This window comes from Mariniflexile maritimum, assembly GCF_009746565.1.
GTDB classification, from domain to species: domain Bacteria; phylum Bacteroidota; class Bacteroidia; order Flavobacteriales; family Flavobacteriaceae; genus Mariniflexile; species Mariniflexile maritimum.
In genome coordinates this window covers 384,098-410,921 of record NZ_WRPN01000003.1, presented here as the reverse complement: position 1 = coordinate 410,921, position 26,824 = coordinate 384,098, and the positions used below count along the sequence as shown (strand labels likewise).

The following is a 26,824-nucleotide window of genomic DNA, read 5'->3' as shown; positions in this document are numbered from 1 at the left end:
TTGGGTTTAAAATAATTATTCCGGAATACATGACTTCTGTCATAATTTAGAAATCAGTCTTCCTGTAATTTTGCTCAACTAAAAGAAATGAAATATATAACAAAAACATCTTATTTATGAATATTTCGCACATTGAACATATAGGAATAGCCGTTGAAAATTTACAGGAAGCCATTAAATATTATGAAGACGTCCTTGGCATGAGTTGCTATGCGGTAGAAGAGGTTGTTGATCAAAAAGTGAAGACAGCCTTTTTTTTGGTAGGTACCACAAAAATTGAGTTGCTTGAAAGCACTTCGCCCGATGGCCCTATTGGAAAATTTATTGAGAAAAAAGGCCCCGGCATACACCACATAGCCTTTGCGGTAAACAATGCTACCGAGGCATTGCAACAAGCAGAAGCCAAAGGCGTAACCCTTATTGACAAAGTATCCAGAAAAGGCGCCGAAGGTTTAAATATTGGGTTCCTGCATCCAAAATCAACAATGGGAGTGTTAACAGAACTTTGTTCAAAACAATAATAAAATAATAATCAAAATAGATAAGCAATGGCAAATCAAGATAAAATTAACGAGCTCATTGAAAAAAGAGTTAAAGCCAGGTTAGGCGGTGGCGAAAAACGTATCGATTCCCAACACGCCAAAGGAAAATTAACAGCGCGCGAACGCATCGATATTCTTTTGGACGATAATAGTTTTGAAGAATTCGACATGTTTGTAACCCACAGAACAAAATCGTTTGGGTTGGATAAGGAAATCTATCTATCTGACGGCGTTGTAACGGGTCATGGTACTATTGATGGCAGGATTGTGTATGTTTTCGCCCAAGATTTCACCGTATTTGGCGGGTCGCTTTCAGAAACTTTCGCCCTAAAAATATGTAAAATTATGGACATGGCCATGAAAATTGGCGTGCCCGTAATAGGGTTGAACGACAGTGGTGGAGCACGTATTCAAGAAGGTGTGCGCTCCCTTGCAGGGTATGCCGAAATTTTCCAACGTAACATTATGGCCTCGGGCGTTATCCCACAAATATCTTCTATTTTAGGCCCTTGTGCCGGTGGCGCGGTATATTCGCCGGCGCTAACCGATTTTACGATCATGACCGATCAAACATCTTACATGTTCGTTACGGGCCCCAAAGTAGTACAGGCCGTAACGGGCGAAGTGGTAACTGCCGAACAACTTGGAGGTGCCACCATCCATTCAACCAAATCGGGTGTGTCGCATTTCTTGGCTGAAAATGATGAAGAAAACCTGCTGCTCGTTAGAAAATTATTAAGCTACTTGCCTTCAAACAATCTGGAAGAACCGCCTTCAATAGTAACCTCCGATCCTATTGATAGATTGGACGATGTTTTAAATACCATCATTCCCGAAAATGCAAATCAGGCCTATGACATTATCGATGTCATTTCAACCATTACCGATAATGGCGAATTTTTAGAGGTTCACAGAAATTATGCCCGCAACATCGTTGTTGGTTTTGCACGTTTCAACGGGCGTTCCGTTGGTATTGTTGCCAACCAACCTAAGTATTATGCTGGTGTTTTAGACTCGGAAGCTTCCAGAAAAGCAGCCCGTTTTGTACGCTTTTGCGATGCCTTTAACGTACCGCTTGTAACGCTTGTTGACGTGCCCGGTTTCTTGCCCGGTACCGGACAAGAGTACGGAGGCATTATCCTGCACGGTGCCAAACTATTGTTCGCTTATGGCGAAGCAACCGTGCCAAAAGTAACCATAACGCTTCGTAAATCTTATGGTGGTGCACACGATGTGATGAGCTGTAAACAACTACGCGGCGACTTAAATTACGCATGGCCAACAGCCGAAATTGCGGTTATGGGCGCTAAAGGTGCGGTAGAAGTTTTGGAAGGATCGAACATTAGCAAAATTACCGATGCCGATGAAAAGCTGCTTTACATTGAAGAAAAGGAAAACGAGTACAATACCAAATTCGCTAATCCTTATGTAGCGGCTAAATACGGATTTATTGACGACGTAATCGAACCACGGAACACCCGTTTCAGGATCATCAGGGCTTTAGAGCTATTAGCAAATAAAAAAGAGGTAAATCCTCCAAAAAAACACTCAAATATCCCATTATAATGAAGACTATTTTTTTAATGACCGATACCATCAGCGAAGGCTACATTATATTGATAACAGGGCTTTTAATTGTTTTTAGTGGCTTACTGGCCTTAACTTGGTTTTTTAAATACCTCATGCCCATTATGCTGTATGTTTATAAAATAATTACAAAAGGCAGGGATAAAAAAGTAAGTGAGATATCCCCAAAGGTAAACAAGCAGTTTACCGGCGAGATTGCCGCTGCCATAGCGGTTGCTATTCACCTGTATCTAAACGCGCAGCACGACAACGAAAACGCCATTTTAACCATCAAACAAGCCCGAAAAATGTATTCGCCTTGGAGCTCTAAAATTTACGGTACCCAAGGAAATAGGCTTTAACCAAAGATTCATTTAATCTTATCAAGAAACACAAAAGACAATGAAAAATTTCACATTCAGAATAAACGAAAACAATTACGGAGTTAAAATTGTTTCGCACGAAAATAACATCATCGATTTGGAAGTTAACGGTACCACTTATTCAGTAAAAATGAAAGAAGAAGTGAAAAGCCTTAAAACGCCAACGCTTGTTCGTAAACCTTCCAGTACGGCCATCGAACCACTAAAAGTAAATCCAAATGCCGGAAAATCAAAAATAGTGGCACCAATTCCGGGTGTTGTTTTGTCCATCAATGTCAATTTGGGCGATGTTATTAAGGTAGGCGACCCCTTGTTGGTGCTGGAGGCCATGAAAATGGAAAACAGTATAACTTCTGAAAAATCGGGTAAGGTTACCGCCATAAACGTTAAGGTTGGCCAACAGGTTTTACAGAGTGAAGTAATGATAGAACTAGAGTAATAAATGGTGTTATGGCGAGCATGTAACGGCCCATTTTTATATTTAAAAATTTGCCACACCTCGAAATAACCAAAAATTAAAAAAAGATGAAGAAAGTAATATTGATATTTGGAGTTCTATCACTGTTGGTGTTTATCAGACCCGTTTTAAATTTGAACGCGAGTACAGCAAACACCACAACTACCACCGTTACAACAACACTGGCACAGGCTGATGATGTTCAAGAAAAAACGTTTGTTGCCGAAGCTATTGATGGCATCAAGCGATTTTACAGTTTTACAGGTTTTGCAAATGCACAATCTGGTAACATCATTATGATTATTATAGGCATCGTGTTTATTTACCTAGGTATTAAGTTTGATTATGAACCACTGCTTTTAATCCCAATAGGTACAGGTGTTATCCTAGGAAACATCCCGTTCGTGGCTGGCTACCAAACAGGTATTTACGAGTCGGGTTCGGTTTTAAACTATTTGTATTTTGGAGTGGTAAAAGGGGTTTACCCGCCACTTATATTTTTGGGCATAGGTGCCATGACCGATTTCTCGTCCCTTATTGCCAATCCTAAATTAATGCTTTTGGGCGCAGCAGCCCAAATAGGGGTGTTCGGTACTTTTTTAGGTGCTCTTTACTTAGGCTTTAACCTTCCGGAAGCGGGCGCGATAGGTATTATTGGTGGTGCCGATGGGCCAACCGCTATTTTCTTGTCCTCTAAATTGGCAAACGGTATTAATATATTGCCCGATGGCACAACCGTTAAAAACCTAATTGGCCCTATTGCTATTGCGGCCTATTCGTACATGGCGTTGGTACCGGTTATCCAACCGCCCATCATGAAATTGCTTACCTCAAAAAAAGAGCGATTGATTAGAATGAAACCACCAAGAGCCGTGTCGCAAAAAGAGAAAATGATTTTCCCAGTGGTAGCGTTGTTGTTAACCACCTTTATATCGCCTAGTGCCTTACCATTATTGGGCATGTTGTTTTTTGGCAACTTGCTTAAAGAATCTGGAAGGACAGAGCGACTTGCCGATACTGCACGTACCAAATTAATCGACATTGTTACCATAATTCTTGGGGTTACCGTTGGGGCCTCAACCCAAGCCGATATATTTATTACGCAAGATTCCATGAAAATATTTGCACTAGGGGCCATCTCCTTTATCATCGCAACCATGGGTGGTTTGCTTTTTGCAAAATTCATGAACTTATTCCTTAAGGAGGGCGATAAATTAAATCCGCTTATTGGTGCCGCAGGGGTTTCAGCAGTACCCGATAGCGCACGGGTTGTACACGCCGAAGGTATTAAGGCCGACCCACATAACTATTTGTTAATGCACGCCATGGCACCAAACGTTGCCGGGGTTATTGGATCTGCCATAGCGGCGGGTATCATATTGAGTTTCTTAGGATAATTTACGATAAAAGATAAAACGAGAAAGACCAATTTTAAAAATTTAAGAAGATGAACATACCAAATAAAATGTCAGCCGATGAAGCTGTAAAACTTATAAAATCTGGTAACAGAGTTTTGATTCAAGGGGGTTCCGCAACACCGCAAACACTTATTAGAGCCATGGTAGCACGAGCTTCCGAATTAAAAGGCGTAAAAATCGTACACTTGCATACCGAGGGTGAATGTGGCTATGTTGCTCCCGAGTTCAGGGACAGTTTCCACACCAGTGCTTTTTTCATTGGAGGAAACGTACGCAAAATGGTAGGCGATACCGTCGATTACATCCCCATTTTCTTAAGTGATATTCCAAATTTGTTCCGTCAAGGGTATATGGATCTGGATGTGGTTATGGTAAACGTATCACCACCAGATAAACACGGTTTCTGCTCTTTGGGCGTATCTGTGGATATTGTTATTTCCGGTATCGAGCAAGGTAAAAAGGTCATTGCACAAATTAATCCTAAAATGCCACGTACCTTTGGTGATGCTATTGTGCATTTAAGAAATTTTGATGCCTGTGTTGAGGTTGATGAAGAAATTTATGAAATGAAATTTGTGGCACCTTCTGCGGAAGAACAAGCCATTGGTAAAAACATTGCAGCCATTATTGATGATGGTGCAACCCTTCAAATGGGTATTGGTGGTATTCCAAATGCTGTTTTAACCTATTTGACCAATCATAAAAACTTGGGTGTACATACCGAAATGTTTTCAGAAGGCATTGTTGATTTAGTTGAAAGAGGCGTGGTAAATGGTTCTAAGAAAAAAGTAAACCCATATAAAATTGTATCGGGTTTTGCTATGGGAACCAGACGTTTATACGATTTTATGGATGACAATCCCGAAATTGAAATGTTGGATATTGCCTATGTAAACGATACCTCCATCATTCGTCAAAACCCTAAGGTAACCGCTATCAATTCTGCCATAGAAATTGATATTACTGGTCAGGTTTGTGCCGATTCCATTGGCCCAAGGATGTTTTCCGGCGTAGGTGGCCAAATGGACTTTATGCGTGGTGCAGCCCTTTCAAAAGGCGGAAAGCCCATCATAGCCGTAAACTCCACTACCCAAAAAGGCGTTTCTAAAATTGTGCCTATGCTAAAACAAGGAGCTGGGGTGGTAACAACCCGTGCACATGCCCGATTTGTGGCTACCGAGTATGGCGTTGCCGAATTATTTGGCAGAAGCCTTAAAGAACGTGCCAAAGCTTTACGCGACATTGCGCACCCAGACCACAGGGAAGAACTGGATAAAGCCATTTTTGAACGCTTTGGAAGTAGCGTTATGATTTAATAATAAAGTTAACGTAATAGAAAATAGTATGAGCACTATTGATAAACCACTTTTTACCGATTTTAAACCCGTTACCAAACAGGAATGGATCGATAGGGTGAACACAGATTTAAAAGGTGAGGACTTTAATAAAAAACTGGTTTGGAAAACCCTAAACAATATCGATTTCCAACCATTTTACACAGCCGATGACGCTTCAAGATTCCTAACACATACAGGCGAAAACGCCCAAGCGTTAATTAATTACCGACATGTTGAGGTAACAACTGCCGAAGCAGGAAACGAAAAAGCCTTAAAAGCAATTAAGGAAGGGGTTACCGGCCTAATTTTTGAGATAAACGACGCCGTTTCCGTGGCAACACTTTTAAACGGGGTAAACGTGAACAAAATAGCTGTTTCTTTTGTACTTCAAAACGATGCTATCGCCTTTGCGAAAGAGTTTTTTAAACTTGTTGAACAGAATCTAAACAATTATAAAAACCTGCGTGGGTTTATCGATTTGGGAATTATTTCCAATTATGTTACCACCGGAAAAATGGCTTCCAACAAGTTTGAAACCTTGGAGAACCTTGTAAAACTCAGTAAAGATTTCCCCAATTTCAAAACCATCACGGTTTCTGGTACCACTTATTTGGATGCGGGCGCCAACCAAGTTCAGGAAGTGGCATACACGCTTAATTCACTCGTTTATGTGATTGAACAGTGCTTAGACCGCGATATTAATGTGCAGTCCATTCTCAACAACCTTCACGTTCAATTGGCAATAGGTTCAGAATATTTTATTGAAATTGGCAAGTTTAGGGCTTTCAATAGCCTATTGCACCAAATTGCCAAAAAATATGGCGTTTTCAATTTCAAGCATAGTTTAACCGCTAAAACATCGGTTTGGAGCAAATCGGTAACCGATGCGCACACCAATTTATTGCGCGCCACAACCGAAGCTATGTCGGCAATTTTAGGCAATGTCGATGGCGTTTTAATTGATGCTTACGATAAGGAATTTAATGAGGCTTCCGATTTTTCAAGTCGTATTGCAGCTAATATTGCCACTATTTTAAAAGAAGAATCTTATTTTGGAAAAGTAGCAAATCCTGTTGATGGCTCGTATTATATTGAAGAGGTGAGCACAAAAATTGCCGAAAAAGCCTTAGAACTTTTTAAAGCCATTGAAGCCCAAAGTGGTTTCTTAAAGGCTTTTGAAAGTGCATCCATTCAACAGCAAATTGCCGAAATCCGTCAAGAAAAAATAAAATGGATCAGTCAAAGACGACTGCCCATGGTGGGGGTCAATAAATACCCAAACCTTATGGAAACCGTGCCTTCAAAAGCATTGGCTTCCGCTTTAACGGCAAACGCCAAAGTATTAACGCCAAGGCGAGCTTCCTTAGAAATGGAAGCGTTAAGAAAGGAAACCGAACTAATGGTTGATAAAACAGGAAAACGCCCTGTTGTAGAGCTTACCAGTTTTGGCAACTTGACCATGCGTAAAGCCCGGGCTGCTTTTTCGTACGATTTTATGGGGGTTTCCGGCTTTACTATTTTACCCGAACAAAGTTATGCTGATGTAGATCAAGCGGCAGAAAATAGTGCCAAATCAGATTCTGATGTGGTTATTATTTGTAGTTCCGACCCCGATTATGATGAAAACGCCCTGAACTTTGTTGAAATTTTTAGGGATATTAATACAGATAAGGTACTTTTATTGGCAGGAAACCCGGTGAATATCATTGATAGTTTAACTGCTGCTGGTTTAGACGGATGCATCCATTTAAAATCGGATGTCATTCAAACCATTGCAAGTGTTCAGAAAAAAGTTGAGAAAAAAATTAAATCTTTAGAAGTATAAATATTTAAAACGCCCATTGCCATTCAATTTGGCATTAAAACGGTTTGTATTTTCTAAAAAAACAGATGACACATGAAACCAAATTTTTCAGATATAACATTAGAAACTGTTAGAAAACAGGAAACGGCACATGCCGATGACCAACAAGTTTGGAACACGCCAGAAGGGATTCCCGTGAAAACCCATTTTTCGAAACACGATATCGAACATGCCGAACATTTACAGTTTGCAGCTGGTTTGCCACCTTTTATGAGAGGCCCTTACAGTACCATGTACGTTACCAGGCCGTGGACCATCCGTCAATATGCGGGATTTTCAACCGCTGAAGAGTCGAATGCGTTTTACAGACGAAATTTGGCTGCGGGCCAAAAAGGGCTGTCGGTTGCCTTCGATTTGGCTACGCACCGTGGTTACGATTCCGATCATCCACGTGTTACGGGCGATGTTGGTAAAGCAGGCGTTGCCATCGATTCTATACTGGATATGGAAATTCTGTTCGACCAAATTCCGTTGGATAAAATGTCTGTTTCCATGACCATGAACGGTGCCGTGTTGCCCATTATGGCCTTTTACATTGCAGCAGCAAAAAAACAGGGCGTGTCGCTAGACCAATTAAGTGGCACCATCCAAAACGATATTTTAAAGGAATTTATGGTGCGCAACACCTATATTTATCCGCCATTGCCTTCCATGAAAATTATTGGTGATATTTTTGAATACACCACCAAAAACATGCCCAAGTTCAACTCCATTTCCATAAGTGGATACCACATGCAAGAAGCGGGCGCTACTGCCGATATTGAATTGGCATACACCTTGGCCGATGGCATGGAATATATTAGAACCGGTTTAGCATCCGGCTTAAAAATTGATGAGTTTGCGCCCCGCTTATCGTTTTTCTGGGCCGTTGGGATGAACCATTTTATGGAAATTGCCAAAATGCGCGCCGCACGTATGCTTTGGGCAAAAATCATCAAATCGTTCAATCCGCAAAACCCCAAATCAATGGCGTTGCGTACGCATAGCCAAACTTCGGGCTGGAGTTTAAGTGAGCAAGATCCCTTTAATAACGTGGCCAGAACCTGTATTGAAGCCATGGCAGCGGGCTTGGGCGGTACACAATCGTTGCATACCAATGCGTTGGATGAAGCGATAGCCTTACCAACCGATTTTTCGGCACGCATTGCCCGTAATACCCAAATTTACATTCAAGAGGAAACACAAATGACCAAGGCCGTCGATCCATGGGCGGGTTCTTATTATGTAGAATATTTAACCCAGGAAATCGCTAAAAAGGCTTGGAAACTTATTGAGGAAGTTGAGGAATTGGGCGGTATGGCGAAAGCTATTGAAACGGGCGTGCCCAAAATGCGTATTGAAGAAGCTTCCGCACGAAAACAAGCACGTTTGGATTCCGGACAGGATATTTTGGTGGGCGTTAATAAATTCAAAACCGATGAGAAATCGAATATCGAAATTTTAGAGGTAGATAATTCTATTGTACGTTTATCCCAAATAGAGCGCTTAAAAAAACTGAGGAACCAAAGAGACCAAGCCGTTGTTGATGCAAAATTAAAAGCCTTGTCGGCGTGTGCGGAAACAGGTAAAGGCAATTTGCTGGAACTTGCTGTTGAAGCTGCCGAAAATTTTGCGACATTGGGTGAAATATCCGATGCTTTGGAAGTTCATTTTGGTCGCCATAAAGCCGATACCCGATTAATAACCGGTGTATATAGTAAAGAAGTAAGCGACGATGATACTTTTGCGGCAGCATTAAAATTGGCCGATAAGTTTGCCGAGATTGAAGGACGACGTCCTCGTGTAATGATTGCCAAAATGGGACAAGACGGGCATGATCGTGGTGCCAAAGTGGTAGCATCAAGTTTTGCCGACTTAGGTTTTGATGTTGATATGGGGCCATTGTTCCAAACGCCTGAAGAAGTCGCAAAACAGGCCATTGAAAACGATGTGCATTTTGTGGGCGCTTCCAGTTTGGCAGCAGGCCATAAAACCCTAATTCCGCAGTTAATAGAGGAGTTGGAAAAATTAGGACGACCCGATATTATGGTTTTTGCCGGTGGGGTAATACCCGAACAAGATTATCAGTATTTATTAGACCGTAAAGTGGCCGCCATTTTTGGCCCTGGAACGGTAATCGCTAAATCGGCCATAACCATTATGGAAAAATATTTAGAACAGAATTAATAGCAAAAAATGTTCGATTTTTAAAACCCCGTCTGTTTTTGCAGTACGGGGTTTTTAGTTTACGGTAATGTATTGAAATATAAATATTTAACTTAATTCAAAACAAGTGGCCCTGTATTAACAATTAAAAGGTTTTTTTAAACTTTTCAATCATCTCTTCTGCGGCTTTTACGGGTGATATTTCAGATGAAATGATGTTTTTTTCTAAAACTGAAAGCTGTTCAGCAATCTCTTTCGACCCATAGAACAATTGTTTTAGGGCCTCGTTAATGTTGTCGTACATCCAACGTATTTTCTGTTGGTTCCTGTTTTTATGGAAATAACCATTGGTGGTAACCAATTGTTTGTATTTTAAAACTTCTTCCCAAACGGTGTCAATGCCCGTATTTTTTGTTGATGATGCTTTGGTAACAATGGGCTCCCAACCAGATTCTGCTAGTGGGAAAATGTGCAACGCATTTTGGTATTGTAAGCGCGCCAGTTCGCTTTTTCGGATATTGTCGCCATCGGCTTTATTGATAACTACCATATCGGCCATTTCCATAATGCCTTTTTTTATGCCTTGTAGTTCATCGCCTGCACCCGCCAGCATTAACAGTAGGAAAAAATCGGTCATGCCATGAACCGCCGTTTCCGATTGGCCAACACCTACGGTTTCAATTAAAATAACATCATAGCCCGCGGCTTCGCAAAGCAACATGCTTTCGGCGGTTTTGTTGGCAACACCGCCCAAAGTGGCGCCCGAAGCTGAAGGACGGATGTATGCATTTTCCAAATTGCTCAATTCTTCCATACGGGTTTTATCGCCCAAAATACTGCCTTTGGAGCGTTGGCTGCTCGGGTCGATGGACAATATGGCCACTTTATGCCCTTGGGTAATAAGGTGTTTTCCAAACGCTTCAATAAAGGTGCTTTTGCCCACACCGGGAACCCCTGTAATGCCTATGCGCATGGAATTGCCCGAAGCCGGTAAAATGCTTTGGATGATTTCTTTGGCAAGTGCCTTATCGGTTTCTAAATTGCTTTCAATAATGGTGATGGCCCTGGAGAGGATAACCCTGTTGCCACTTAAAACACCATCGATATAGGCCTGTGCGGTGAGTCTGTTTTTTGGTTTGTAGTTCTTCATTTTCGGTTGGAAATTGCCGATATAAAGATACTGATAATAAGAAAATGAACCATGTTAAAAATGCTTCATTTTTAAGCGAAATAAAGCAGTTGATATTGTGAAAAGTTTATTGAAACACCTATAATTTAAAGGCAACGTTTGTTTGATTTTAGTACCGGACTTGCATTAGCGATTGCAGCGGCATCCTTTTTAAAAGGTGCTGGCACTGAATATGGTGAAGGCTGAAAACGGGCAGATTGCTAGGTCGTTCCTCCGCACAATGGCGTTTTAAAAAGATAGAGCGTAAAGCGCGACCCAAAGGGGAATGCCCAAAAAATTTAAACCTTTGCCGTTAATGATTTAACAAATACATAGCCAAAGCCTAAAAACAACATGAGGTGGAAGGGGAACAACCCAAAATCGCCACCTTGGTCGCCCACAATAAAAGCGCTGTACATGCCAAACGCAAAATAGAGCATGAGCAAACCTTCGAAAATTACGTGTACGGAGATGGTTTTTTTGATGTACTTGTTCTTTTTCCAACTCTCTTTTAGGGAGCTGATGTTAAATTTTGGCGTGCGCACAAATTCGCTTTTCTTACCAAAATGGCCTTCAATAACCGCAATGGAATTATGTAGTGAAAAGCCCATGGCTATTGAGAAAAATATAAAAAACATGCCTATATAGCGAATGAAGTTTTTAAAGCCGCTGCCATAAATGTTTTTGTACATAAACCAATAACAGATAAAGAAAATGATGGAGCTAATTACAAAGAAGCTCATAACATAAAAGTAAGGCTTTAAGTGTGTGTACTCGTTTTTTATGTAAAGCATCGGGATGCTTAGCACGCCCACCAGAAACACGTTAAGAAACATGGTGCTGTTTAGCAGATGCAAAAGGCCATGGAGCTTTGTTTTTGCTGAAATGTTCTTGCTTTTCAAAACGCGCCACATCATTTTTTGAAAGTTTTCGGCACCACCTTTATTCCATCGGAACTGTTGCGAGCGCGCTGCACTGATGACGATGGGCAATTCGGCAGGTGTTTCAACATTTTCAAGGTACTTGAATTTCCAGTTTTTAAGTTGGGCGCGGTAGCTTAAATCCAAATCTTCGGTAAGTGTATCGCCTTCCCAGTTGCCGGCATCGATAATGCAGGTTTTTCTCCAGATGCCCGCAGTACCATTAAAATTGATAAAATGCCCTTTGCTGTTTCGGCCTACTTGTTCCAAGGTAAAATGGGCATCGAGTGCGAAGGCTTGAATTTTTGTTAGAATGGAAAAATTACGGTTTAAATGCCCCCAACGGGTTTGTACCACGCCAATTTTTTCATCCTTAAAATAAGGAATGGTTCGTTTTAACCAGTCGGTTTGTGGCAGGAAATCGGAGTCGAAAACAGCAATAAAATCGCCTTTGGCTATTTTTAGGCCTTCCTTTAATGCGCCCGCTTTAAAGCCTGAGCGGTCGGTACGTGTTATGTGTTTAATATCCAAACCGGTAGCGCGCAATTTTTCTACGTGTGCACGGGTGGTGGCTACGGTTTCATCGGTAGAATCGTCCAATACCTGTATTTCAAGTTTATCGGTGGGATAATCTATTTTTGCAATGTTGTCCAGCAAGCGTTCCATAACGTACATTTCGTTGTAAACGGGCAGTTGTATGGTAACATAGGGAACTTCTTCTGGTTTGGAAAGATCGAAAAGCGCAGAGGTGTCCTTTTTCTTTTTCGATGCTAAATAATTTAATAAAAGATTTAATTGCGCTAGTGCATACATGAAAATAAGCAATAGTGAAATTGTGTAAATAATGATAATTGCGGTTTCTAGAATCATTTTTTTATACTGTATTTAAAAATCCAACTTAAGATTTTTGCGCCTGCAAATATACTACCTTTTACGGTTCCTGATACTTTTGAAACGCCAATTCTATTTTTATAGTTTACGGGTACTTCGGTATATGTTAATTTATGTTTTAATGCCTTTAATTGCATTTCTACGGTCCAGCCATAGGTTTTGTCTATCATATTAAGCAGTAGCAACTTATCGTATTTAATGGCTCGAAAAGGCCCCAAATCGGTAAATGTTGCACCAAAAAAAAGCGCCATTAAATGTGTTGCCAGCCAGTTGCCAAATATCTGGGGTGCGGTCATGGAACCTACTTCCCTTAAATTTTTCACCCGGGCACCAATTACCAAATCAATATCATGTTCGATAATGGGCGCGACTAGTTTGGTTAATTCTTGAGGGTTATCGCTATAATCACCATCTAAAAACACTATAATATCAGGCTTAACTTGTTGGTTTGCAACGTATTCCAAACCTTTTAAACAGGCATTTCCATACCCCTTATGCTTTTCGGTTAAAACGGTTGCCCCGGCATTTTTTGCATTTGCTTCGGTGTTATCGGTTGAGTTGTTGTTTACCACGATTATTTCTGAAACAATCTTGGGAATTTCACCAATAACCTTCACAATAGAGTCAGCTTCATTATATGCAGGAATGATGACTTTTATGTTGGGCATTAAGCTTTAACTTTTAATACGCAAAAGTACAATACTTTTATTGAATTTTTTAACAAAATTTTATGGTTTTGTTGAATTACTTTTTATTCAATAAATCGATCAGATTTGGGTCGTTTCCTAACAGTATTTCTGTTGGGTTGATGCGTCCTTTTAGCGAATCGTTTTCCAGTTTTAGCACGCCTCTTGGGCAAACGGCGGCACAAATACCGCAGCCCACACAACTGGAGCGTACTATGTTTTCGCCTTTTTGTGCATAAGCACGCACGTCTATGCCCATTTCGCAATAGGTTGAACAATTGCCGCAGGAAATGCATTGGCCACCATTGGTTGTAATCCTGAATTTTGAAAACAACCGCTGCTGGAACCCAAGAACCGCAGCCATGGGGCAACCAAAACGGCACCAAACACGATTGCCCAAAATGGGATAAAAACCCGTACCAATGACCCCGGAAAAGATGGCGCCGATATAAAAGCCATAAGCAGTACGCAATGCACTCGATTTTACTAAGAAAACCTCATCGGTTGTTCCTGTGTAATGCATGATGATAAGAGAAGCGATAACCACAAAATAACCAATGGCGCCATAGCGCGCGTCTTTGGCAAGTTCTTTTCTTTTAAACAGCATAACTGCTGCAAACACCAAGGTTAGCAACACACCAACGCCCAATAAAAAAGTAGGTCGGGTTAACCAATATTTTGTAGCATCGTTACCTAAATAAGTATAAATAATTGCGGTTGTCATCACTACCGAAAACGCCAAAACGGTATGTATTAGCCAGCGTTCCAGTTTCCAAGCGGCCAGTTTTTTACTGCTAAGTTGCCTAAACGAATCGCCCGCGGTTTCTGCTAAGGCACCACAGCCACAAACCCATGAACAATACCAACGTTTTCCGTATTTGAAAGTTAGAATGGGTGAAATAACAAATATTGAAATTATTCCGAAAAGAAGCATTGCAAACCCCAGATTTCCAGAAGACAGCAAGCCATTTACCGACCAACTATCAAACAGATAATAGTTTAAGGGCCACATGCTTTTTAGGTCGTAATAGGGTAAATTGTAATTCGGACTTTCATTAAGGCGCGACATAAATTCGGGAATCAAATAGGCAAACCCCAATTGAAAAAACATTACGGATACGGTTCGTAATTGTTGATACCGATTGTGTCGATATTTTAGCATGAATTTGTAGCCAAACACTAAAATAGCTACCGTGTAAAGTGTGCCATAAACAAACCATTGGCTTGCAGGGTTTCCGTTTAAAAGATAGCTTAATGGGTCGAATAATGAAATTAACCCCGTATTGGATGCACCATTTGAAGAAAGCCCTAAATACTGCGGATAAAAATAAAGTACTATATAAAAACCAGTTATTAAAACACCCGTTGCCCAAGCCAAAATACCGCGCGATGAGAGGGATTTAAACCAAACGCCATCATTTTTTATGCCTTTTGTTTTTTGAAGATAGATAGCATTTGAAAAAAGGATGGTTCCAGTAAACATCAATCCTAATGAAAGTGATAAGAAAACCGTTTTATTTGGGAAATTGGTGTTGAAAACAGCCAAAACCAAAATAAGTAAGCCCATTATGCCCAATGCAACCGCCACTTTTTGTTTGGTAGATAAATTGTTTGCTTCTGGTTTTGCTAACGACATGCTTTTATTTTTCATTTGGGTTATTTTCGTTCCACACCTCACAGGTTTTAAAAACCTGTGAGGTCTAATCTGTTTTTTATTCTAACAGTAAGTTTTCTAAAATATTTATTTGTTTATTGTTGTGTACAAATATGAAATTCTCTTTATCCTCAAATAATCTAATCACAAAAACGCGTTGTAATAGGGTTGGTCTATCTGAAATGAATGCCATAAATGACGAATACTTATATGTTCTGAAATTATCGGTAAAATTATGATGTACAGGGTTGGTGTGAATGTAAATCACTAAAGACTTCAAATAATCTTCATTATCAATTTTAATTCTTGAAAACCGATCTTTAAACAAACTGCCACTTCTTCCATATTTTTTGTTTATGGCTTTTGAATACGCGTTAAATAGATTTGAAAACGACTGAGAAATTATTTTGCTCTCTACGTGTGGTTTTGTTTTTATTAGTAGGTGAAAATGATTTTTTAACAAACAATATGATAGAATATCACAAGTATCCAGGAGATGCTTTTTTATCAATTTTAGAAAATAAGAATAGTTTTCGTCATCAATAAATAAGTTCTCTTTATTGTTGCCACAATTATAAATATGATAGTAAGAATCTTCTATTAATGGTTCGTATTTCATTTGTATTTATTGCTTTTTAAACACCTCACAGGTTTTTAAAACCTGTGAGGTGTGGATTAAGCTAATTTTAATTCATTAGAATATGCGCTCAGAATATCTTTTTCAAAACGCTTATAAAATTCTGGGTCGAAATTAGCTTCATATAAATGATTCATTACATAATCGACATCCCTTTTTTCGGTGAGCCATGTATCGAAAATAGTGTGTCGCAGTCTTATTCCGAAGGTATTGATGCCTAAAAATTTATTCGTATTTTTATCAAAACAAACGGTCATGCATTTAGTGTCATCTTCATGTTTCCAATGAAAATGCGCTTCATTTTCTCTTGGTTTTGGAAACACCCACCCATAGGTTTGGTATTCGATATCAAAAAATTTAGCCGAGTTAAACCAATGCCCCGGTTGGTATGCCATTTTTTTACCGCAAATGGTTTGCGCCACGGTTTCGCCCATCATGCGGCCGGTGTACCAAACGGCTTCAATGGGTTTGCGTTGGTTAGCCGCTTCAAGTTGTTCGGCACAATCGCCAATGGCATAAACATCAGGAACGTTCGTTTCTAAAAACCGGTTCACTTTAACCCCTTTACCAATTTCAATATTGGAATTTTTTAAAAAATCGATATTCGGCGATACGCCTGCGGTTAAACCAACTACATTACATGCAATTTCTTCGCCAGTTTCTTCAATAATAATCGATTTTACGTTGCCATTTTCATCCGATTTTATTTCTTTTAAATTGCTAGCTAGTCGCAAGTCGATATGGTGGTTTTTTATATGCTTGTTAAGCATTTGGCTTTCAGCTTCGGGCAGTACGTTGTTCCAAAAACTCGATTCCCTAACCAAAAACGTAACGGGTATGTTTCTGGAGTTTAGCATTTCGGCCAATTCAATGCCAATTAAACCACCGCCTACAATAACGGCGCGTTTGCAAACCGTGTTATTGGGCGCATGGTGTTCTAAATTTTCCAGATCTTGTTTATGGTACATGCCCATTACACCTTTTAAATCTTGCCCAGGCCATCCAAATTTATTGGGTTTGCTTCCCGTAGCAATTATAAGTTTGTTGTATGTAAGGGTTTCGCCCGTTTCAAAATGAAGCGTTTTGGTATTGGTTTCAACCGTTTTTACAAAACCTTTTTTAAGGTGGATGTTGTTTTTTTGCCAAAACCAATTTTCATAAGGTTGGGTGTGCTCAAACTTTAGGTGGCCCATGTACACGTACATTAAGGCGGTTCTTGAAAAAAAATAATCGCTTTCAGCAGAAATAATCGTAATTTTTTTATTGGAAAGCTTCCGTATATGTCGTGCCGCCGTAACGCCAGAAATGCCGTTGCCAATAATAACAATATGCTCCATACATTTATTTGTGGGTTTTTATAGGTCGGGGTTAAGCGCAAAACCTTAAAAAATTCCTGTTAATTTGTTTAAAAATACACATTATAAGCCGATTTTTGGCAATCGTTCGATTCATTTTAAGAATTATAGATGGAATGATTAGTTTTGCAAAAAAATTAAAGCATGCGAACTTTTGTAATTGGCGATATTCATGGCGGCTTGAAAGCGCTTGTTCAATTATTGAATACGTTGGAAATTAAAGAAACCGACACATTGATTTTTGTGGGCGATTATGTGGACGGATGGAGTGAGTCGGCACAGGTTATCGACCTTCTTTTAACCATTTCAAAAAAAATAAACAGCATTTTTATAAAAGGAAACCATGATGCTTGGTGCGAGGATTGGTTAAGAACGGGGCATGTTGATAGGGTTTGGTATATGCACGGTGGCAAGGAAACCATAGCGAGCTATGATGGTTTTACAGATGCGATTAAGAAAATCCATCTCAGGTTTTTTGAAACGATGCCCCTTTATCATATTGATGAAAAAAACAGGTTGTTCATCCATGCCGGTTTTACATCGATGCACGGTGTTGAAAAAGAAGTGTTCACAGATAGTTTTCTTTTTGATAGAACCTTATGGGAAATGGCCTTGACCATGGACAGTAATCTGGATGAGTCGTCGTGTTTTTATCCAAACAGATTAAAACATTATAAGGAAATATATCTTGGGCATACCCCAACCACCAATTACGGCAAAGAGCAACCCATGTGCGCCATAAACGTTTGGAACGTTGATACGGGTGCTGCGTTTAACGGAAGGTTAACTGCCTTAAATGTGGATACTAAGGCCTTTTTCCAAAGTGACATTTTAAGAAATTTATATCCCGATGAAAAAGGGCGGAACAATGAATGAAATTCCAAAAAACCCAAAAATGGGGTCTTTATTCTACCACTATTTTTTTGGTCGATTTTTTTTCGCCATTGCTAATATTCAATAGGTACAGGCCCGATTGTAAATGGCCCAATTGTATTTCTTGATGAAAATGGCCTGTGTTGGGATGTGTTTTTTTGTAAATACTTCGGCCACTAATATCAAAAAGTTCTAAGGTGATGTCGTTGTTTGAAGCATCGCTCAACGCAACCATAAATTTGCCATTGTTTGGGTTTGGATAGACTTTTAGGTTTGAAAACGCCTCATAAGTGGTAGTGCCCAAAGTGGTTTCGCAAACTTCAACATACCAATCGTTTAATATGCCCACATCGCCATTTTCACCGTCCTTCACTTCCAAAGTCCAATTTCCAGAAGCATTAAGCCCAGAAAAAACATTTAAGGGAAATGCAGGCGAATAGGTTCCTGAAGTTGGTGAAGCACAAACAATGCTGGGTTCACCATCTTTAAAAACAACGTTTATATCATTTTCATCAAAACAGTTTTCATCCCAAAGAGTCGTGAATGTAGTACCGTTTGGATGCCTTAAACGAATGGTTAGATCCTGAATATAACTATGTGTAATATTTACGCCAACCTTGATGTGATTGATTATTTTAGAATCGGGTATGTTGATTATGTTGGTCAAGGTTGCTCCCGCTGGACCATCTGGGATATTCAAATTCAAATTGGAAACCGATGTGTATGGGGTACAGGTTGTGGTAAAGGTGCCTATGGAAAAATCTTTTTGGTTTAGGGCGAAATAGATGTTGTTGGCTGCTTCAACCATGAGCCTGCACTGTGGCGCTGGGATATTTGGCACCGTTAGGGTGTACGAGCCATTGTTGGGCACGCCTGATGCCAATGTGTTTGGATAGGTTAATCCGCCATCGGTGGACAGTAAAATGTTCACATTTGCCGTATTAATTGGGCTGGAAGCAGTTCCCGCAACGTCCCATGTAATGGTTTGTGTACTGCCCACGGGCCAACTTATTCCCGTGGTATTTTGTGAGGTTACTACAAAAGGGCCTTTGCTGCCATCTACGGTAATGCTCATAGCATCGGTGGCTGTTTGGCCGCCTCTACTATCGTTGTCCCTAACCGTTAACTTGAAATTGAGGCTTCTGCTTACCGAGGGTAGCTTCTCCCAAGTGGTAGAGCCGTTTGTAATTAACAAATCTGCCAATTTAGGAATGTATCTTGTAGGGTTGCTTGTGCCTTCAAAAGAACGAACTAATGGCCCATCAACATTGTTCTCAAGGGGCAAGCCAGAAGTTGATGTTAGGTCATACTGTTCCCAGGTATAGGTGTGGGTGCCTGTTCCATCGGCATCGGTTGACGAGCCTGTAAGTTTGTAGGGTGTAGATTTAGGAATGTTGTACGACGCACCCGCTTCGGCTGTTGGTGCGGTATTGCCCGTTAAAATGGCTGAAGCATTGGCGCAAGTACTGAAGCCAGAAGTTATATTGTCCCAAATCATTTGTAGGCTTTTTTGATGAAAATATGCATCGCTAGCCGATTGTACATTCTGAGGTGCACAAATGCCCGCATAGGCCATAATGGTGGAACCGCTTCCGGGTTCGTAGGCATTATCGGCGGTTCTATTGCCACCTCCGCAATTATCGGCATTGCCATTAAAGGTATGGGGCGCGCCAAATTGATGGCCCATTTCATGTGCCACAAAATCAACATCATAAGCGTCGCCAACAGGAAAGGAAGAGCCTGTAATGCCTTTTGCTTTAACCCCTGTAACGCATGGCGATTCCAATTCTGCCAAACCACCGCCACCTGTGCTAAAGGTGTGCCCAATATCATAATTCGCAGATCCTATGGCAGCATCAATAACCGTTTGGCTTTCGTCTATCAGTGCATCGGCATCATTATTGGTAAAGCCATCATTTTCAGCTAAAAAAATAATGGCGTTATTATCTATAAGTTGCATTTGAAGCGAAAGTTCTCTTTTAAAAATACCGTTTACCCTATTCATGGTAACTACCATGGCCGCTAAAACAGCCGCTTTTTTTTCGGCATCGCTTGCACCGCTTTTGCCTGCTGCATTTATTTGGAAGGTTGCATATTCTACTGTGCTTGCTAATGCCAACCGAAAGGTTCTTAACTTGCCATCACTAGCATTTAAAGCTGCTTTTGAATTGCTGCTTTTGGCTTCGGTATAATTTTCGGGGGTTAAGCAATTAAAAAAACCATCTAGTCGGGGCAACTCTTGTTTATTATAAACCACATACGAATTGGTGCTTGTGGTATAAGGGTCTATAAATTGCGTTTCGTTTTTAGTGGAAAGTGTCATGCCATGAACCCCTTGTGGTGTGATGCTGAAATATATCACCGACCCTGGATCGTCTATGCTTTTGCCGGTATAAGTACGGATTTCGGGATGTTTTGCTTGAAACTGGGGTTCTAAAATGGGTGTTTCGCTCACCTCAAACGCTTCAAATGAACCATCAGCTTTTGGAAAGCTAATGGTATTGGTTTTTATGGACGCAGATTCCAAACTGGATTTAAGTTTATCAACGTTCAATTTAAAAAACAAGGCATTGTTGGGGTCGGTTTTTCGTAAAACCTGTTTCCCGATTTCCGACTGTTCTTTTGTGGTCTTAGACCATAATTGCTGGTTGTTCTGCGCAAAAAGATGTACGGGAACAAGCAAAAAAAGCAAAAATAAAAGGGTCAGATTTAAGTAGGTTGGTTTCATTTTGGGTGGCTCATTAGTTTTTTACAGGAACTAAAATAGTTGATAATTTATAAATACCAATATTTTTTTTTGATACTTCTAAAAGTAGCAAGGTTTTATGTGCCATACATAAGCTTCAAGCTTGCAAAATTATCTCCTGAACGCCATGTTTTATAAGCGCATCAAAAAATAAGGGGTTGTCGCTATAAATTAGTTTCATAATAGTTAATTTTGCCATAAAATTGCACCTTTTGAAAATTACAAACCTTGCCAATTCAATACCCAATTGTCCTACCGTTGTTACCATTGGTACGTTTGACGGCGTGCATATAGGACACCAAAAAATAATCAAGCGTTTAATACATACGGCCAACGATAGCAGTTTAAAATCGGTAATACTTACATTTTTCCCGCACCCGCGCATGGTCTTGCAAAAAGATGCAAACATCAAATTAATCAATACCATAAAAGAGCGTGCTGTGATTTTAAACGATTTAGGGCTGGATTATTTAGTAATAAAAAAATTCAGTAAAACCTTTTCGCGCCTTTCGGCTGAAGATTTCGTAAGGACTATTTTGGTTGAAAAATTAAATGCGAAGAAAGTCATTATTGGTTACGACCACCGTTTTGGAAGAAACAGGAACGCCGATATTAACGATTTAAAAAAATTTGGCGCGCAATTTGGGTTTGAAGTTGAAGAAATTTCGGCACAAGATATAAATGATGTGGCCGTAAGTTCCACAAAAATCAGAAAAGCGTTGGAAAATGGCGAAATCGCTAAAGCCAACGCCTATTTGGGCTATCCGTTTATGCTTACGGGCAAAGTGGTAAAAGGAAAAGCTTTAGGAAGACAAATTGATTATCCTACCGCCAATATCCAAATACCTGAAGCTTATAAATTAATTCCTAAACACGGTGCCTATATAGTTAATGCGCTTATAAACAAGCAATTGGTTTATGGTATGATGAATATTGGCTTCAACCCAACCGTTGCCGGCAACCACGAAACCATTGAAGTGCATTTTTTTAACTTCAACCAAAATATTTATAATAAAGCCATTCAAATAAACCTATTGCACCGCCTTCGCGATGAACAAAAATTTGAATCGGTCGAAGCTTTAAAAGCCCAATTGTTAGTGGATAAGGAAACCTCACTTCACTATATAAAATCACATTTTAATTAAATTGATTTTACTTTCAAAAGAAGTTAAATTATAGTCGCAATTCATTAAATTTGTCGCTTAAATTTTCAAAACATGTTACAAGTCCCTTTTATTAGAGAACATAAAGATTTGGTAATAACCCGATTGGCAAAACGCAATATCGATGCTACACAAATGATAAACGACGTTATTTCGCTTGATGAAGACCGTCGTCGCATCCAAACAGAATTGGATAACACCTTGGCCGAATCGAACGCGCTTTCAAAGGAAATTGGCCATTTATACAAATCGGGCGAAACACAAAAGGCCAATGTTTTAAAAGAGAGAACGGTTGTGCTGAAAGATACTTCAAAAGAGCTAAACGATGCGTTAAACGCCAAAGCTGAGGCCTTGAACCAGTTGCTTTATAAAATTCCGAATGTTCCAAATGCGCTTGTGCCTAACGGAAATTCGGAAACCGATAATTTAGAGGTTTACAAAGAAGGCGCTATCCCCGTGTTGCACGAAGGGGCTTTGCCACATTGGGAATTGGCAAAAAAATACGACATCATCGATTTTGAACTGGGCAACAAGATTACAGGGGCTGGTTTCCCTGTTTACAAAGGAAAAGGCGCCCGATTACAACGTGCCTTAATCGCTTATTTTTTAGATAAGAACACCGCCGCAGGTTACACCGAATACCAATTGCCACATTTAGTAAACGAAGCCTCTGGTTTTGGTACCGGGCAATTGCCTGATAAGGAAGGCCAAATGTACCATGTAACCGAAGATAATTTATACCTAATCCCAACCGCAGAAGTGCCTGGAACCAACATTTTTAGGGATGTGGTTTTGAATGAAAGCGACTTGCCAATAGGTATTACGGGCTACACACCCTGTTTTCGTCGCGAAGCAGGAAGCTATGGCGCACATGTAAGGGGCTTGAACCGCTTGCACCAATTTGATAAAGTTGAAATTTTACGAGTTGAACACCCCAGTAAATCGTATGAAGCGTTGGATGGGATGGTTGAACACGTAAAAACCATCCTTCAAGAATTAAAATTACCATATAGAATTTTAAGACTTTGTGGAGGCGATTTAGGTTTTACCTCCGCATTAACTTACGATTTTGAGGTTTTCTCGACCGCACAAGACCGATGGCTGGAAATTTCATCGGTGTCAAATTTTGAAACCTTTCAGGCAAACCGTTTAAAATTGCGTTTTAAAAATAGCGACGGTAAAAATGAACTGGCACATACCTTAAACGGCAGTTCTTTGGCATTGCCCCGTGTTTTGGCTGGCATTTTGGAAAACTACCAAACTGAAGATGGTATCGAAATTCCAGAGGTTTTACAACCCTATACAGGATTTAAAATGATTGATTAAATCATTGTTTTTTACACATACAGCACCCATTTAGCATGTAAAGAAAACATGTAAATGGGTGTTTTTTTGTTGGGATAAACTAAAGTTTTAATAAATAAAAAATTAATAAAAATCTTACTTTTTGGTTTATTTAACTTAAAATAATCGATAAAGTGTAAAATTAAAACGTTATTTAACGATTTGGTATTGAATTCTTTGGCTATTAAAAATTTATTTTAGAAGTTAGGGGCACCAAATCATTAAAATCAACTAACATGAAAAATATCAAACGCTTGGTTATTTTAATTGCTTTAATTTTTTGTGCAAGTAAGGTGTTGTTTTCAGATTTCGATATATCTAAATCCGAAAGCAAAACAACGGCCCTTGCAAGCAAATAGGGGTTTGTTTTTTTTAAGATTGTCCCCAATCAGTAGTCATCGTTTTTTAAATTAGCGTCAGTTAATAGAACTTTTATTTTGGTTGGTTTATGCCCGAATTTTAATTCGGGTATTTTTTTATCACTATCTTAGCAGTAGCTGCTCATGCTAATTGTTATATTTACAACATGAAATTCCTTTACTTTTTATGCCTTTTTTTTAGTTTTCAAATGTATGCGCAAGATGATACATTTGCACGCGACTATTTTAAAAGTGGTGATTTTGAAAAGGCGCTTCATGAGTATAAAAAACTGTATGCACAATCGCCCTCCAACATTAATTATATTTTCCAAATAGTAAGTACCTATCAACAACTGGAGCAGTACAATGAAGCGGAATCGTTTTTAAAAACACTCATGCAACGTGTTAATTACCCAGCGTTTATTGTTGAGTTAGGCTTTAATTACCAACTAAAGAACGATATGCAAAATGCCAACGCCAATTATACTAAAGCGTTGGAAAAAATTGATGAAAACCCTAGCAACGTGTTTGCCATTGTTAGAAGTTTTCAAAGTCATGCGCTTTTAAACGAAGCCATCGTAGCCTATGAAAAAGCGGCAGCGCTTAACCCCGATTATAATTTCAACCTACAACTGGCCCAATTGTATGGCGAACAGGGTAACATAGAAAAAATGTTCGTAAGCTATATCGATTTTGCCGAAGCCAACCCCATTGCCCTAAGCAATATACAGCGTGCCATTACCGATTTTATTAGCGAAGACGGCATGCAGGAAAACAATATTTTATTTAGGAAAATCTTACTTAAAAAAGCCCAGGAAAGCCCCAGTTTAATTTGGAACGAACTGTTAAGTTGGCTATTTGTGCAACAAAAAGATTATAAAAAAGCATTTCTTCAAGAAAAGGCCATTTACAACAGGCAACCCGAAAGTTTGGACCGTATTGGTGAATTGGCGCTTACGGCCTTCAATGAAAACGATGTGGAAATGGCCAAGGAAATTTTCACCTTCATAACCCAAACCGCCCAAGACACCGAAACACTTTTAGAGGCCCATTACAACTTGCTTCAGCTTGAAACCAAACAAACGTCACCGGAAAATTACCAGCAAATTGAAAGCAGGTATCAAGAATTGTTTAAAAAATTCGGACTGTTTGCGTCAACCTTAAAAATCCAGATTGCGTATGCGCATTTTTTGGCTTTTTATATGAACGATGCCATAAAAGCAACCACGTTTTTGGAAAAAACCTTGGAATTGCCACTTACCGAATTGCAACAGGCCGAGGTAAAACTAGAACTGGGCGACATTTTGGTATTGCAGGAAAAATTTAATGAAGCTTTAATTTACTTTACACAAATTCAGCGTACCTTAAAAAACAGTACCATTTCACAACAGGCTCGTTATAAAGTGGCACAGGCAAGTTATTATAAAGGCGATTTTAAATGGGCCGAATCGCAACTTAAAATATTAAAGGCTTCAACCTCACAGCTAATAGCCAATGATGCGCTGGATTTAAAACTTGTTATTTCAGATTTTAAAGATGAAGATTCGCTTCAAACGGCCTTGAAATTATACGCTAAGGCAGATTTACTGGCGTTTCAAAACAAAAAAGAGGCCGCCATTTTATTATTGGATAAAATAATGGCAGAGCACAAAACCGAGCCTATCGTAGCACAGGCACTATTTAAACAGGCACAGTTATATACCGAATTATCAAAATTTGAAAAAGCCGAAACAAATTATGAAACCCTTATTGCTAATTATAGTGCAGGAATTTTAATTGATGATGCCTATTTTAAATTGGCACAGTTGTATGAAAACACCTTGAACCAACCAGAAAAAGCGAAAGTATTTTACGAAAAAATTATTTTTAACCATGCCGATAGCATCTACTTTGTCGATGCCCGAAAACACTATCGCGCATTGCGTGGCGATGCAATTAATTGATAGTTAAACATATAGAAACAAATTACCAAAAACCAATGCTGATATACAATGTAACCTCGAATGTAGATGAAAGTGTTCATGAAGAATGGCTAAAGTGGATGACCACCGAGCATATACCGCAAGTGCTTTCAACCGGAAAATTTGAAAAAGCCACCTTAACCAAAGTGTTGATTGAGGACGAGGTTGGAACCGTAACCTATTCGGTGCAATACCGGGTCAATTCGCGTGAAGCCTTGGAAGCATACTATCAAAACAATGCGCCCCGATTGAGAGCCGAGGTGAACAAAAAATTTGCCGATAAAGTGCTTTCCTTTAGAACGGAGCTTGATATTATTGATGAATATTCGGTTGCGTTTAATTAATGGGCACTAGGCTTTAGGCAATTGAATTTTTTTGCAGATAAGCCAGAATAGTTATCAAAATCTGCCATAATACCTTTTCTGGTTACAATAAAGAGCAAATTCTGCATCTCTCTACAACAGAAGCCTTTTTTCAGCTTTACACCTTTGCGACTTTGCGCCCCAAAATTAGTATCTTCGCACTTTATTAGGCATTCAAACCCCAAAAACGTGCAACTGTGGCAAATATCCCAAACCAAAACCAAGTTAAGGCAAAAAAACATTTGGGGCAACACTTCTTAAAAAACGAAGCTATTGCCCAACAAATTGCCAATACCCTTACTTTAAAGGGCTATAAAACTGTTTTGGAAATTGGTCCGGGCATGGGCGTGCTTACAAAGTATTTGCTTCAAAAACCAATAACCACCCACGTTATTGAAATCGACAATGAATCGGTAGCCTATTTACAGGCCAACTACTTAAATCTGGCTTCCAGAATTATTGAGGAAGATTTTTTAAGATATGATTTAAACCGGGTTTTTAAGGGCGAACCTTTTGCCATTATTGGTAATTTTCCCTATAATATATCAACACAAATCGTTTTTAAGGTATTGGAAATGCGCGACCAAATTCCCGAGTTTTCGGGCATGTTCCAAAAGGAAGTGGCACAGCGTATTTGCTCTAAGGAAGGCAGTAAAGTATATGGCATCTTGTCGGTACTAACCCAAGCGTTTTATGATGCCGAATATCTTTTTACGGTACCACCCAACGTATTCAATCCGCCACCAAAAGTCGATTCGGGCGTATTGCGGCTTACCCGAAAAACCAACGGCACGCTTCCATGCAACGAAGCTTTATTCTTTAAGGTTGTAAAAACAGCATTTCAACAGCGAAGAAAAACGCTTCGCAACAGTTTAAAATCAATGAATTTAACCGATAGTTTAAGAGAAGATAGTATCTTTGACAACCGTCCGGAGCAATTAACCGTGCAGCAGTTTATTCAGCTTACACAATGCATTGAAACGGATATCTAAA

The 26,824-nt window shown here is 39.6% G+C and carries 22 protein-coding genes; 15 read left to right on the top strand and 7 right to left on the bottom strand.

Annotated features, from left to right (window positions below):
* Positions 1 to 116: 116 nt before the first annotated feature.
* The 8 genes from mce to scpA all read left to right on the top strand — a co-directional run bounded on the left by mce (position 117) and on the right by scpA (position 9,733).
* Entirely contained in the window at positions 117 to 521 is a 405-nt protein-coding gene (gene mce / locus GQO80_RS07055; protein WP_157207632.1) for a methylmalonyl-CoA epimerase, read from the top strand.
* A 27-nt stretch (positions 522 to 548) separates the two neighbouring features.
* Positions 549 to 2,108 carry an acyl-CoA carboxylase subunit beta gene (locus tag GQO80_RS07050; protein ID WP_157207631.1) on the top strand — a complete coding sequence of 520 codons (1,560 nt, stop codon included), beginning with the start codon at positions 549 to 551 and terminating at the stop codon, positions 2,106 to 2,108.
* Complete coding sequence (locus GQO80_RS07045; protein WP_157207630.1) at positions 2,108 to 2,470, top strand: OadG family protein; 363 nt, start codon at positions 2,108 to 2,110, stop codon at positions 2,468 to 2,470. Before GQO80_RS07050 ends, GQO80_RS07045 begins: the two co-directional genes overlap by 1 nt.
* Positions 2,471 to 2,510: 40 nt before the next feature.
* Positions 2,511 to 2,930: a biotin/lipoyl-containing protein gene (locus tag GQO80_RS07040; RefSeq protein ID WP_157207629.1), complete on the top strand. Its 420-nt coding sequence runs from the start codon at positions 2,511 to 2,513 to the stop codon at positions 2,928 to 2,930.
* 86 nt (positions 2,931 to 3,016) lie between these two features.
* Positions 3,017 to 4,345 (top strand): sodium ion-translocating decarboxylase subunit beta, encoded by a 1,329-nt coding sequence (locus GQO80_RS07035; protein ID WP_157207628.1) that lies wholly within the window; start codon positions 3,017 to 3,019, stop codon positions 4,343 to 4,345.
* 50 nt (positions 4,346 to 4,395) lie between these two features.
* Positions 4,396 to 5,682, top strand: coding sequence for an acetyl-CoA hydrolase/transferase family protein (locus GQO80_RS07030; protein WP_157207627.1), 1,287 nt, complete (start codon positions 4,396 to 4,398; stop codon positions 5,680 to 5,682).
* Between the two features lie 28 nt (positions 5,683 to 5,710).
* The gene (locus GQO80_RS07025) at positions 5,711 to 7,528 is read left to right on the top strand and encodes a methylmalonyl-CoA mutase family protein (RefSeq protein WP_157207626.1); all 1,818 of its coding nucleotides are present in this window, start codon (positions 5,711 to 5,713) and stop codon (positions 7,526 to 7,528) included.
* Positions 7,529 to 7,600: 72 nt separating this feature from the next.
* The gene (gene scpA / locus GQO80_RS07020; RefSeq protein ID WP_157207625.1) at positions 7,601 to 9,733 is read left to right on the top strand and encodes a methylmalonyl-CoA mutase; all 2,133 of its coding nucleotides are present in this window, start codon (positions 7,601 to 7,603) and stop codon (positions 9,731 to 9,733) included.
* A 124-nt stretch (positions 9,734 to 9,857) separates the two neighbouring features.
* Here scpA and meaB read toward each other — a convergent pair whose 3' ends face one another.
* From meaB to GQO80_RS06990, 6 genes are all read right to left on the bottom strand, one after another.
* Positions 9,858 to 10,862, bottom strand: coding sequence for a methylmalonyl Co-A mutase-associated GTPase MeaB (gene meaB / locus GQO80_RS07015; RefSeq protein ID WP_157207624.1), 1,005 nt, complete (start codon positions 10,860 to 10,862; stop codon positions 9,858 to 9,860).
* 317 nt (positions 10,863 to 11,179) lie between these two features.
* Positions 11,180 to 12,670 carry a cellulose synthase family protein gene (locus GQO80_RS07010; RefSeq protein ID WP_157207623.1) on the bottom strand — a complete coding sequence of 497 codons (1,491 nt, stop codon included), beginning with the start codon at positions 12,668 to 12,670 and terminating at the stop codon, positions 11,180 to 11,182.
* A complete protein-coding gene (locus tag GQO80_RS07005; RefSeq protein ID WP_157207622.1) occupies positions 12,667 to 13,359 on the bottom strand; it encodes a glycosyltransferase family 2 protein in 693 nt (230 codons plus the stop codon). Before GQO80_RS07005 ends, GQO80_RS07010 begins: the two co-directional genes overlap by 4 nt.
* Positions 13,360 to 13,435: 76 nt before the next feature.
* Positions 13,436 to 15,028, bottom strand: coding sequence for a 4Fe-4S binding protein (locus tag GQO80_RS07000; protein WP_157207621.1), 1,593 nt, complete (start codon positions 15,026 to 15,028; stop codon positions 13,436 to 13,438).
* Positions 15,029 to 15,089: 61 nt separating this feature from the next.
* Positions 15,090 to 15,650, bottom strand: coding sequence for a transposase (locus tag GQO80_RS06995; protein ID WP_157207620.1), 561 nt, complete (start codon positions 15,648 to 15,650; stop codon positions 15,090 to 15,092).
* 56 nt (positions 15,651 to 15,706) lie between these two features.
* Positions 15,707 to 17,005, bottom strand: coding sequence for an NAD(P)/FAD-dependent oxidoreductase (locus tag GQO80_RS06990; RefSeq protein WP_157207619.1), 1,299 nt, complete (start codon positions 17,003 to 17,005; stop codon positions 15,707 to 15,709).
* A gap of 162 nt (positions 17,006 to 17,167) precedes the next feature.
* Between GQO80_RS06990 and GQO80_RS06985 the strand changes: the two genes are divergently transcribed.
* Positions 17,168 to 17,899 (top strand): metallophosphoesterase family protein, encoded by a 732-nt coding sequence (locus GQO80_RS06985; protein ID WP_157207618.1) that lies wholly within the window; start codon positions 17,168 to 17,170, stop codon positions 17,897 to 17,899.
* Positions 17,900 to 17,927: 28 nt separating this feature from the next.
* Here the strand turns inward: GQO80_RS06985 and GQO80_RS06980 are convergent, their stop codons facing one another.
* Positions 17,928 to 20,624, bottom strand: coding sequence for a T9SS type A sorting domain-containing protein (locus GQO80_RS06980; RefSeq protein WP_157207617.1), 2,697 nt, complete (start codon positions 20,622 to 20,624; stop codon positions 17,928 to 17,930).
* Between the two features lie 230 nt (positions 20,625 to 20,854).
* On the opposite strand from GQO80_RS06980, the gene GQO80_RS06975 reads away from it, so the two are divergent.
* The 6 genes from GQO80_RS06975 (at position 20,855) to rsmA (ending at position 26,823) form a co-directional block, all read left to right on the top strand.
* Positions 20,855 to 21,787: a bifunctional riboflavin kinase/FAD synthetase gene (locus GQO80_RS06975; RefSeq protein ID WP_157207616.1), complete on the top strand. Its 933-nt coding sequence runs from the start codon at positions 20,855 to 20,857 to the stop codon at positions 21,785 to 21,787.
* A 72-nt stretch (positions 21,788 to 21,859) separates the two neighbouring features.
* Complete coding sequence (gene serS / locus GQO80_RS06970; protein ID WP_157207615.1) at positions 21,860 to 23,131, top strand: serine--tRNA ligase; 1,272 nt, start codon at positions 21,860 to 21,862, stop codon at positions 23,129 to 23,131.
* A 254-nt stretch (positions 23,132 to 23,385) separates the two neighbouring features.
* The gene (locus GQO80_RS15915; protein WP_262885560.1) at positions 23,386 to 23,508 is read left to right on the top strand and encodes a hypothetical protein; all 123 of its coding nucleotides are present in this window, start codon (positions 23,386 to 23,388) and stop codon (positions 23,506 to 23,508) included.
* Positions 23,509 to 23,675: 167 nt separating this feature from the next.
* Positions 23,676 to 25,451 carry a tetratricopeptide repeat protein gene (locus GQO80_RS06965; RefSeq protein WP_157207614.1) on the top strand — a complete coding sequence of 592 codons (1,776 nt, stop codon included), beginning with the start codon at positions 23,676 to 23,678 and terminating at the stop codon, positions 25,449 to 25,451.
* A gap of 35 nt (positions 25,452 to 25,486) precedes the next feature.
* Positions 25,487 to 25,813, top strand: coding sequence for a DUF4286 family protein (locus GQO80_RS06960; RefSeq protein WP_157207613.1), 327 nt, complete (start codon positions 25,487 to 25,489; stop codon positions 25,811 to 25,813).
* Between the two features lie 224 nt (positions 25,814 to 26,037).
* Positions 26,038 to 26,823, top strand: a complete 786-nt coding sequence (gene rsmA, locus GQO80_RS06955) for a 16S rRNA (adenine(1518)-N(6)/adenine(1519)-N(6))-dimethyltransferase RsmA (RefSeq protein WP_157207656.1) — start codon at positions 26,038 to 26,040, stop codon at positions 26,821 to 26,823.
* The last annotated feature ends 1 nt before the right edge of the window (position 26,824 follow it).

Excerpts from the sequence above, each read along its gene's own strand:
- mce (WP_157207632.1), top strand. The coding sequence starts at position 117 with ATGAATATTTCGCACATTGAACATATAGGAATAGCCGTTGAAAATTTA.
- GQO80_RS07050 (WP_157207631.1), top strand. The coding sequence starts at position 549 with ATGGCAAATCAAGATAAAATTAACGAGCTCATTGAAAAAAGAGTTAAA.
- GQO80_RS07045 (WP_157207630.1), top strand. The coding sequence starts at position 2,108 with ATGAAGACTATTTTTTTAATGACCGATACCATCAGCGAAGGCTACATT.
- GQO80_RS07040 (WP_157207629.1), top strand. The coding sequence starts at position 2,511 with ATGAAAAATTTCACATTCAGAATAAACGAAAACAATTACGGAGTTAAA.
- GQO80_RS07035 (WP_157207628.1), top strand. The coding sequence starts at position 3,017 with ATGAAGAAAGTAATATTGATATTTGGAGTTCTATCACTGTTGGTGTTT.
- GQO80_RS07030 (WP_157207627.1), top strand. The coding sequence starts at position 4,396 with ATGAACATACCAAATAAAATGTCAGCCGATGAAGCTGTAAAACTTATA.
- GQO80_RS07025 (WP_157207626.1), top strand. The coding sequence starts at position 5,711 with ATGAGCACTATTGATAAACCACTTTTTACCGATTTTAAACCCGTTACC.
- scpA (WP_157207625.1), top strand. The coding sequence starts at position 7,601 with ATGAAACCAAATTTTTCAGATATAACATTAGAAACTGTTAGAAAACAG.
- meaB (WP_157207624.1), bottom strand. The coding sequence starts at position 10,862 with ATGAAGAACTACAAACCAAAAAACAGACTCACCGCACAGGCCTATATC.
- GQO80_RS07010 (WP_157207623.1), bottom strand. The coding sequence starts at position 12,670 with ATGATTCTAGAAACCGCAATTATCATTATTTACACAATTTCACTATTG.
- GQO80_RS07005 (WP_157207622.1), bottom strand. The coding sequence starts at position 13,359 with ATGCCCAACATAAAAGTCATCATTCCTGCATATAATGAAGCTGACTCT.
- GQO80_RS07000 (WP_157207621.1), bottom strand. The coding sequence starts at position 15,028 with ATGAAAAATAAAAGCATGTCGTTAGCAAAACCAGAAGCAAACAATTTA.
- GQO80_RS06995 (WP_157207620.1), bottom strand. The coding sequence starts at position 15,650 with ATGAAATACGAACCATTAATAGAAGATTCTTACTATCATATTTATAAT.
- GQO80_RS06990 (WP_157207619.1), bottom strand. The coding sequence starts at position 17,005 with ATGGAGCATATTGTTATTATTGGCAACGGCATTTCTGGCGTTACGGCG.
- GQO80_RS06985 (WP_157207618.1), top strand. The coding sequence starts at position 17,168 with ATGCGAACTTTTGTAATTGGCGATATTCATGGCGGCTTGAAAGCGCTT.
- GQO80_RS06980 (WP_157207617.1), bottom strand. The coding sequence starts at position 20,624 with ATGAAACCAACCTACTTAAATCTGACCCTTTTATTTTTGCTTTTTTTG.
- serS (WP_157207615.1), top strand. The coding sequence starts at position 21,860 with ATGTTACAAGTCCCTTTTATTAGAGAACATAAAGATTTGGTAATAACC.
- GQO80_RS15915 (WP_262885560.1), top strand. The coding sequence starts at position 23,386 with ATGAAAAATATCAAACGCTTGGTTATTTTAATTGCTTTAATTTTTTGT.
- GQO80_RS06965 (WP_157207614.1), top strand. The coding sequence starts at position 23,676 with ATGAAATTCCTTTACTTTTTATGCCTTTTTTTTAGTTTTCAAATGTAT.
- GQO80_RS06960 (WP_157207613.1), top strand. The coding sequence starts at position 25,487 with ATGCTGATATACAATGTAACCTCGAATGTAGATGAAAGTGTTCATGAA.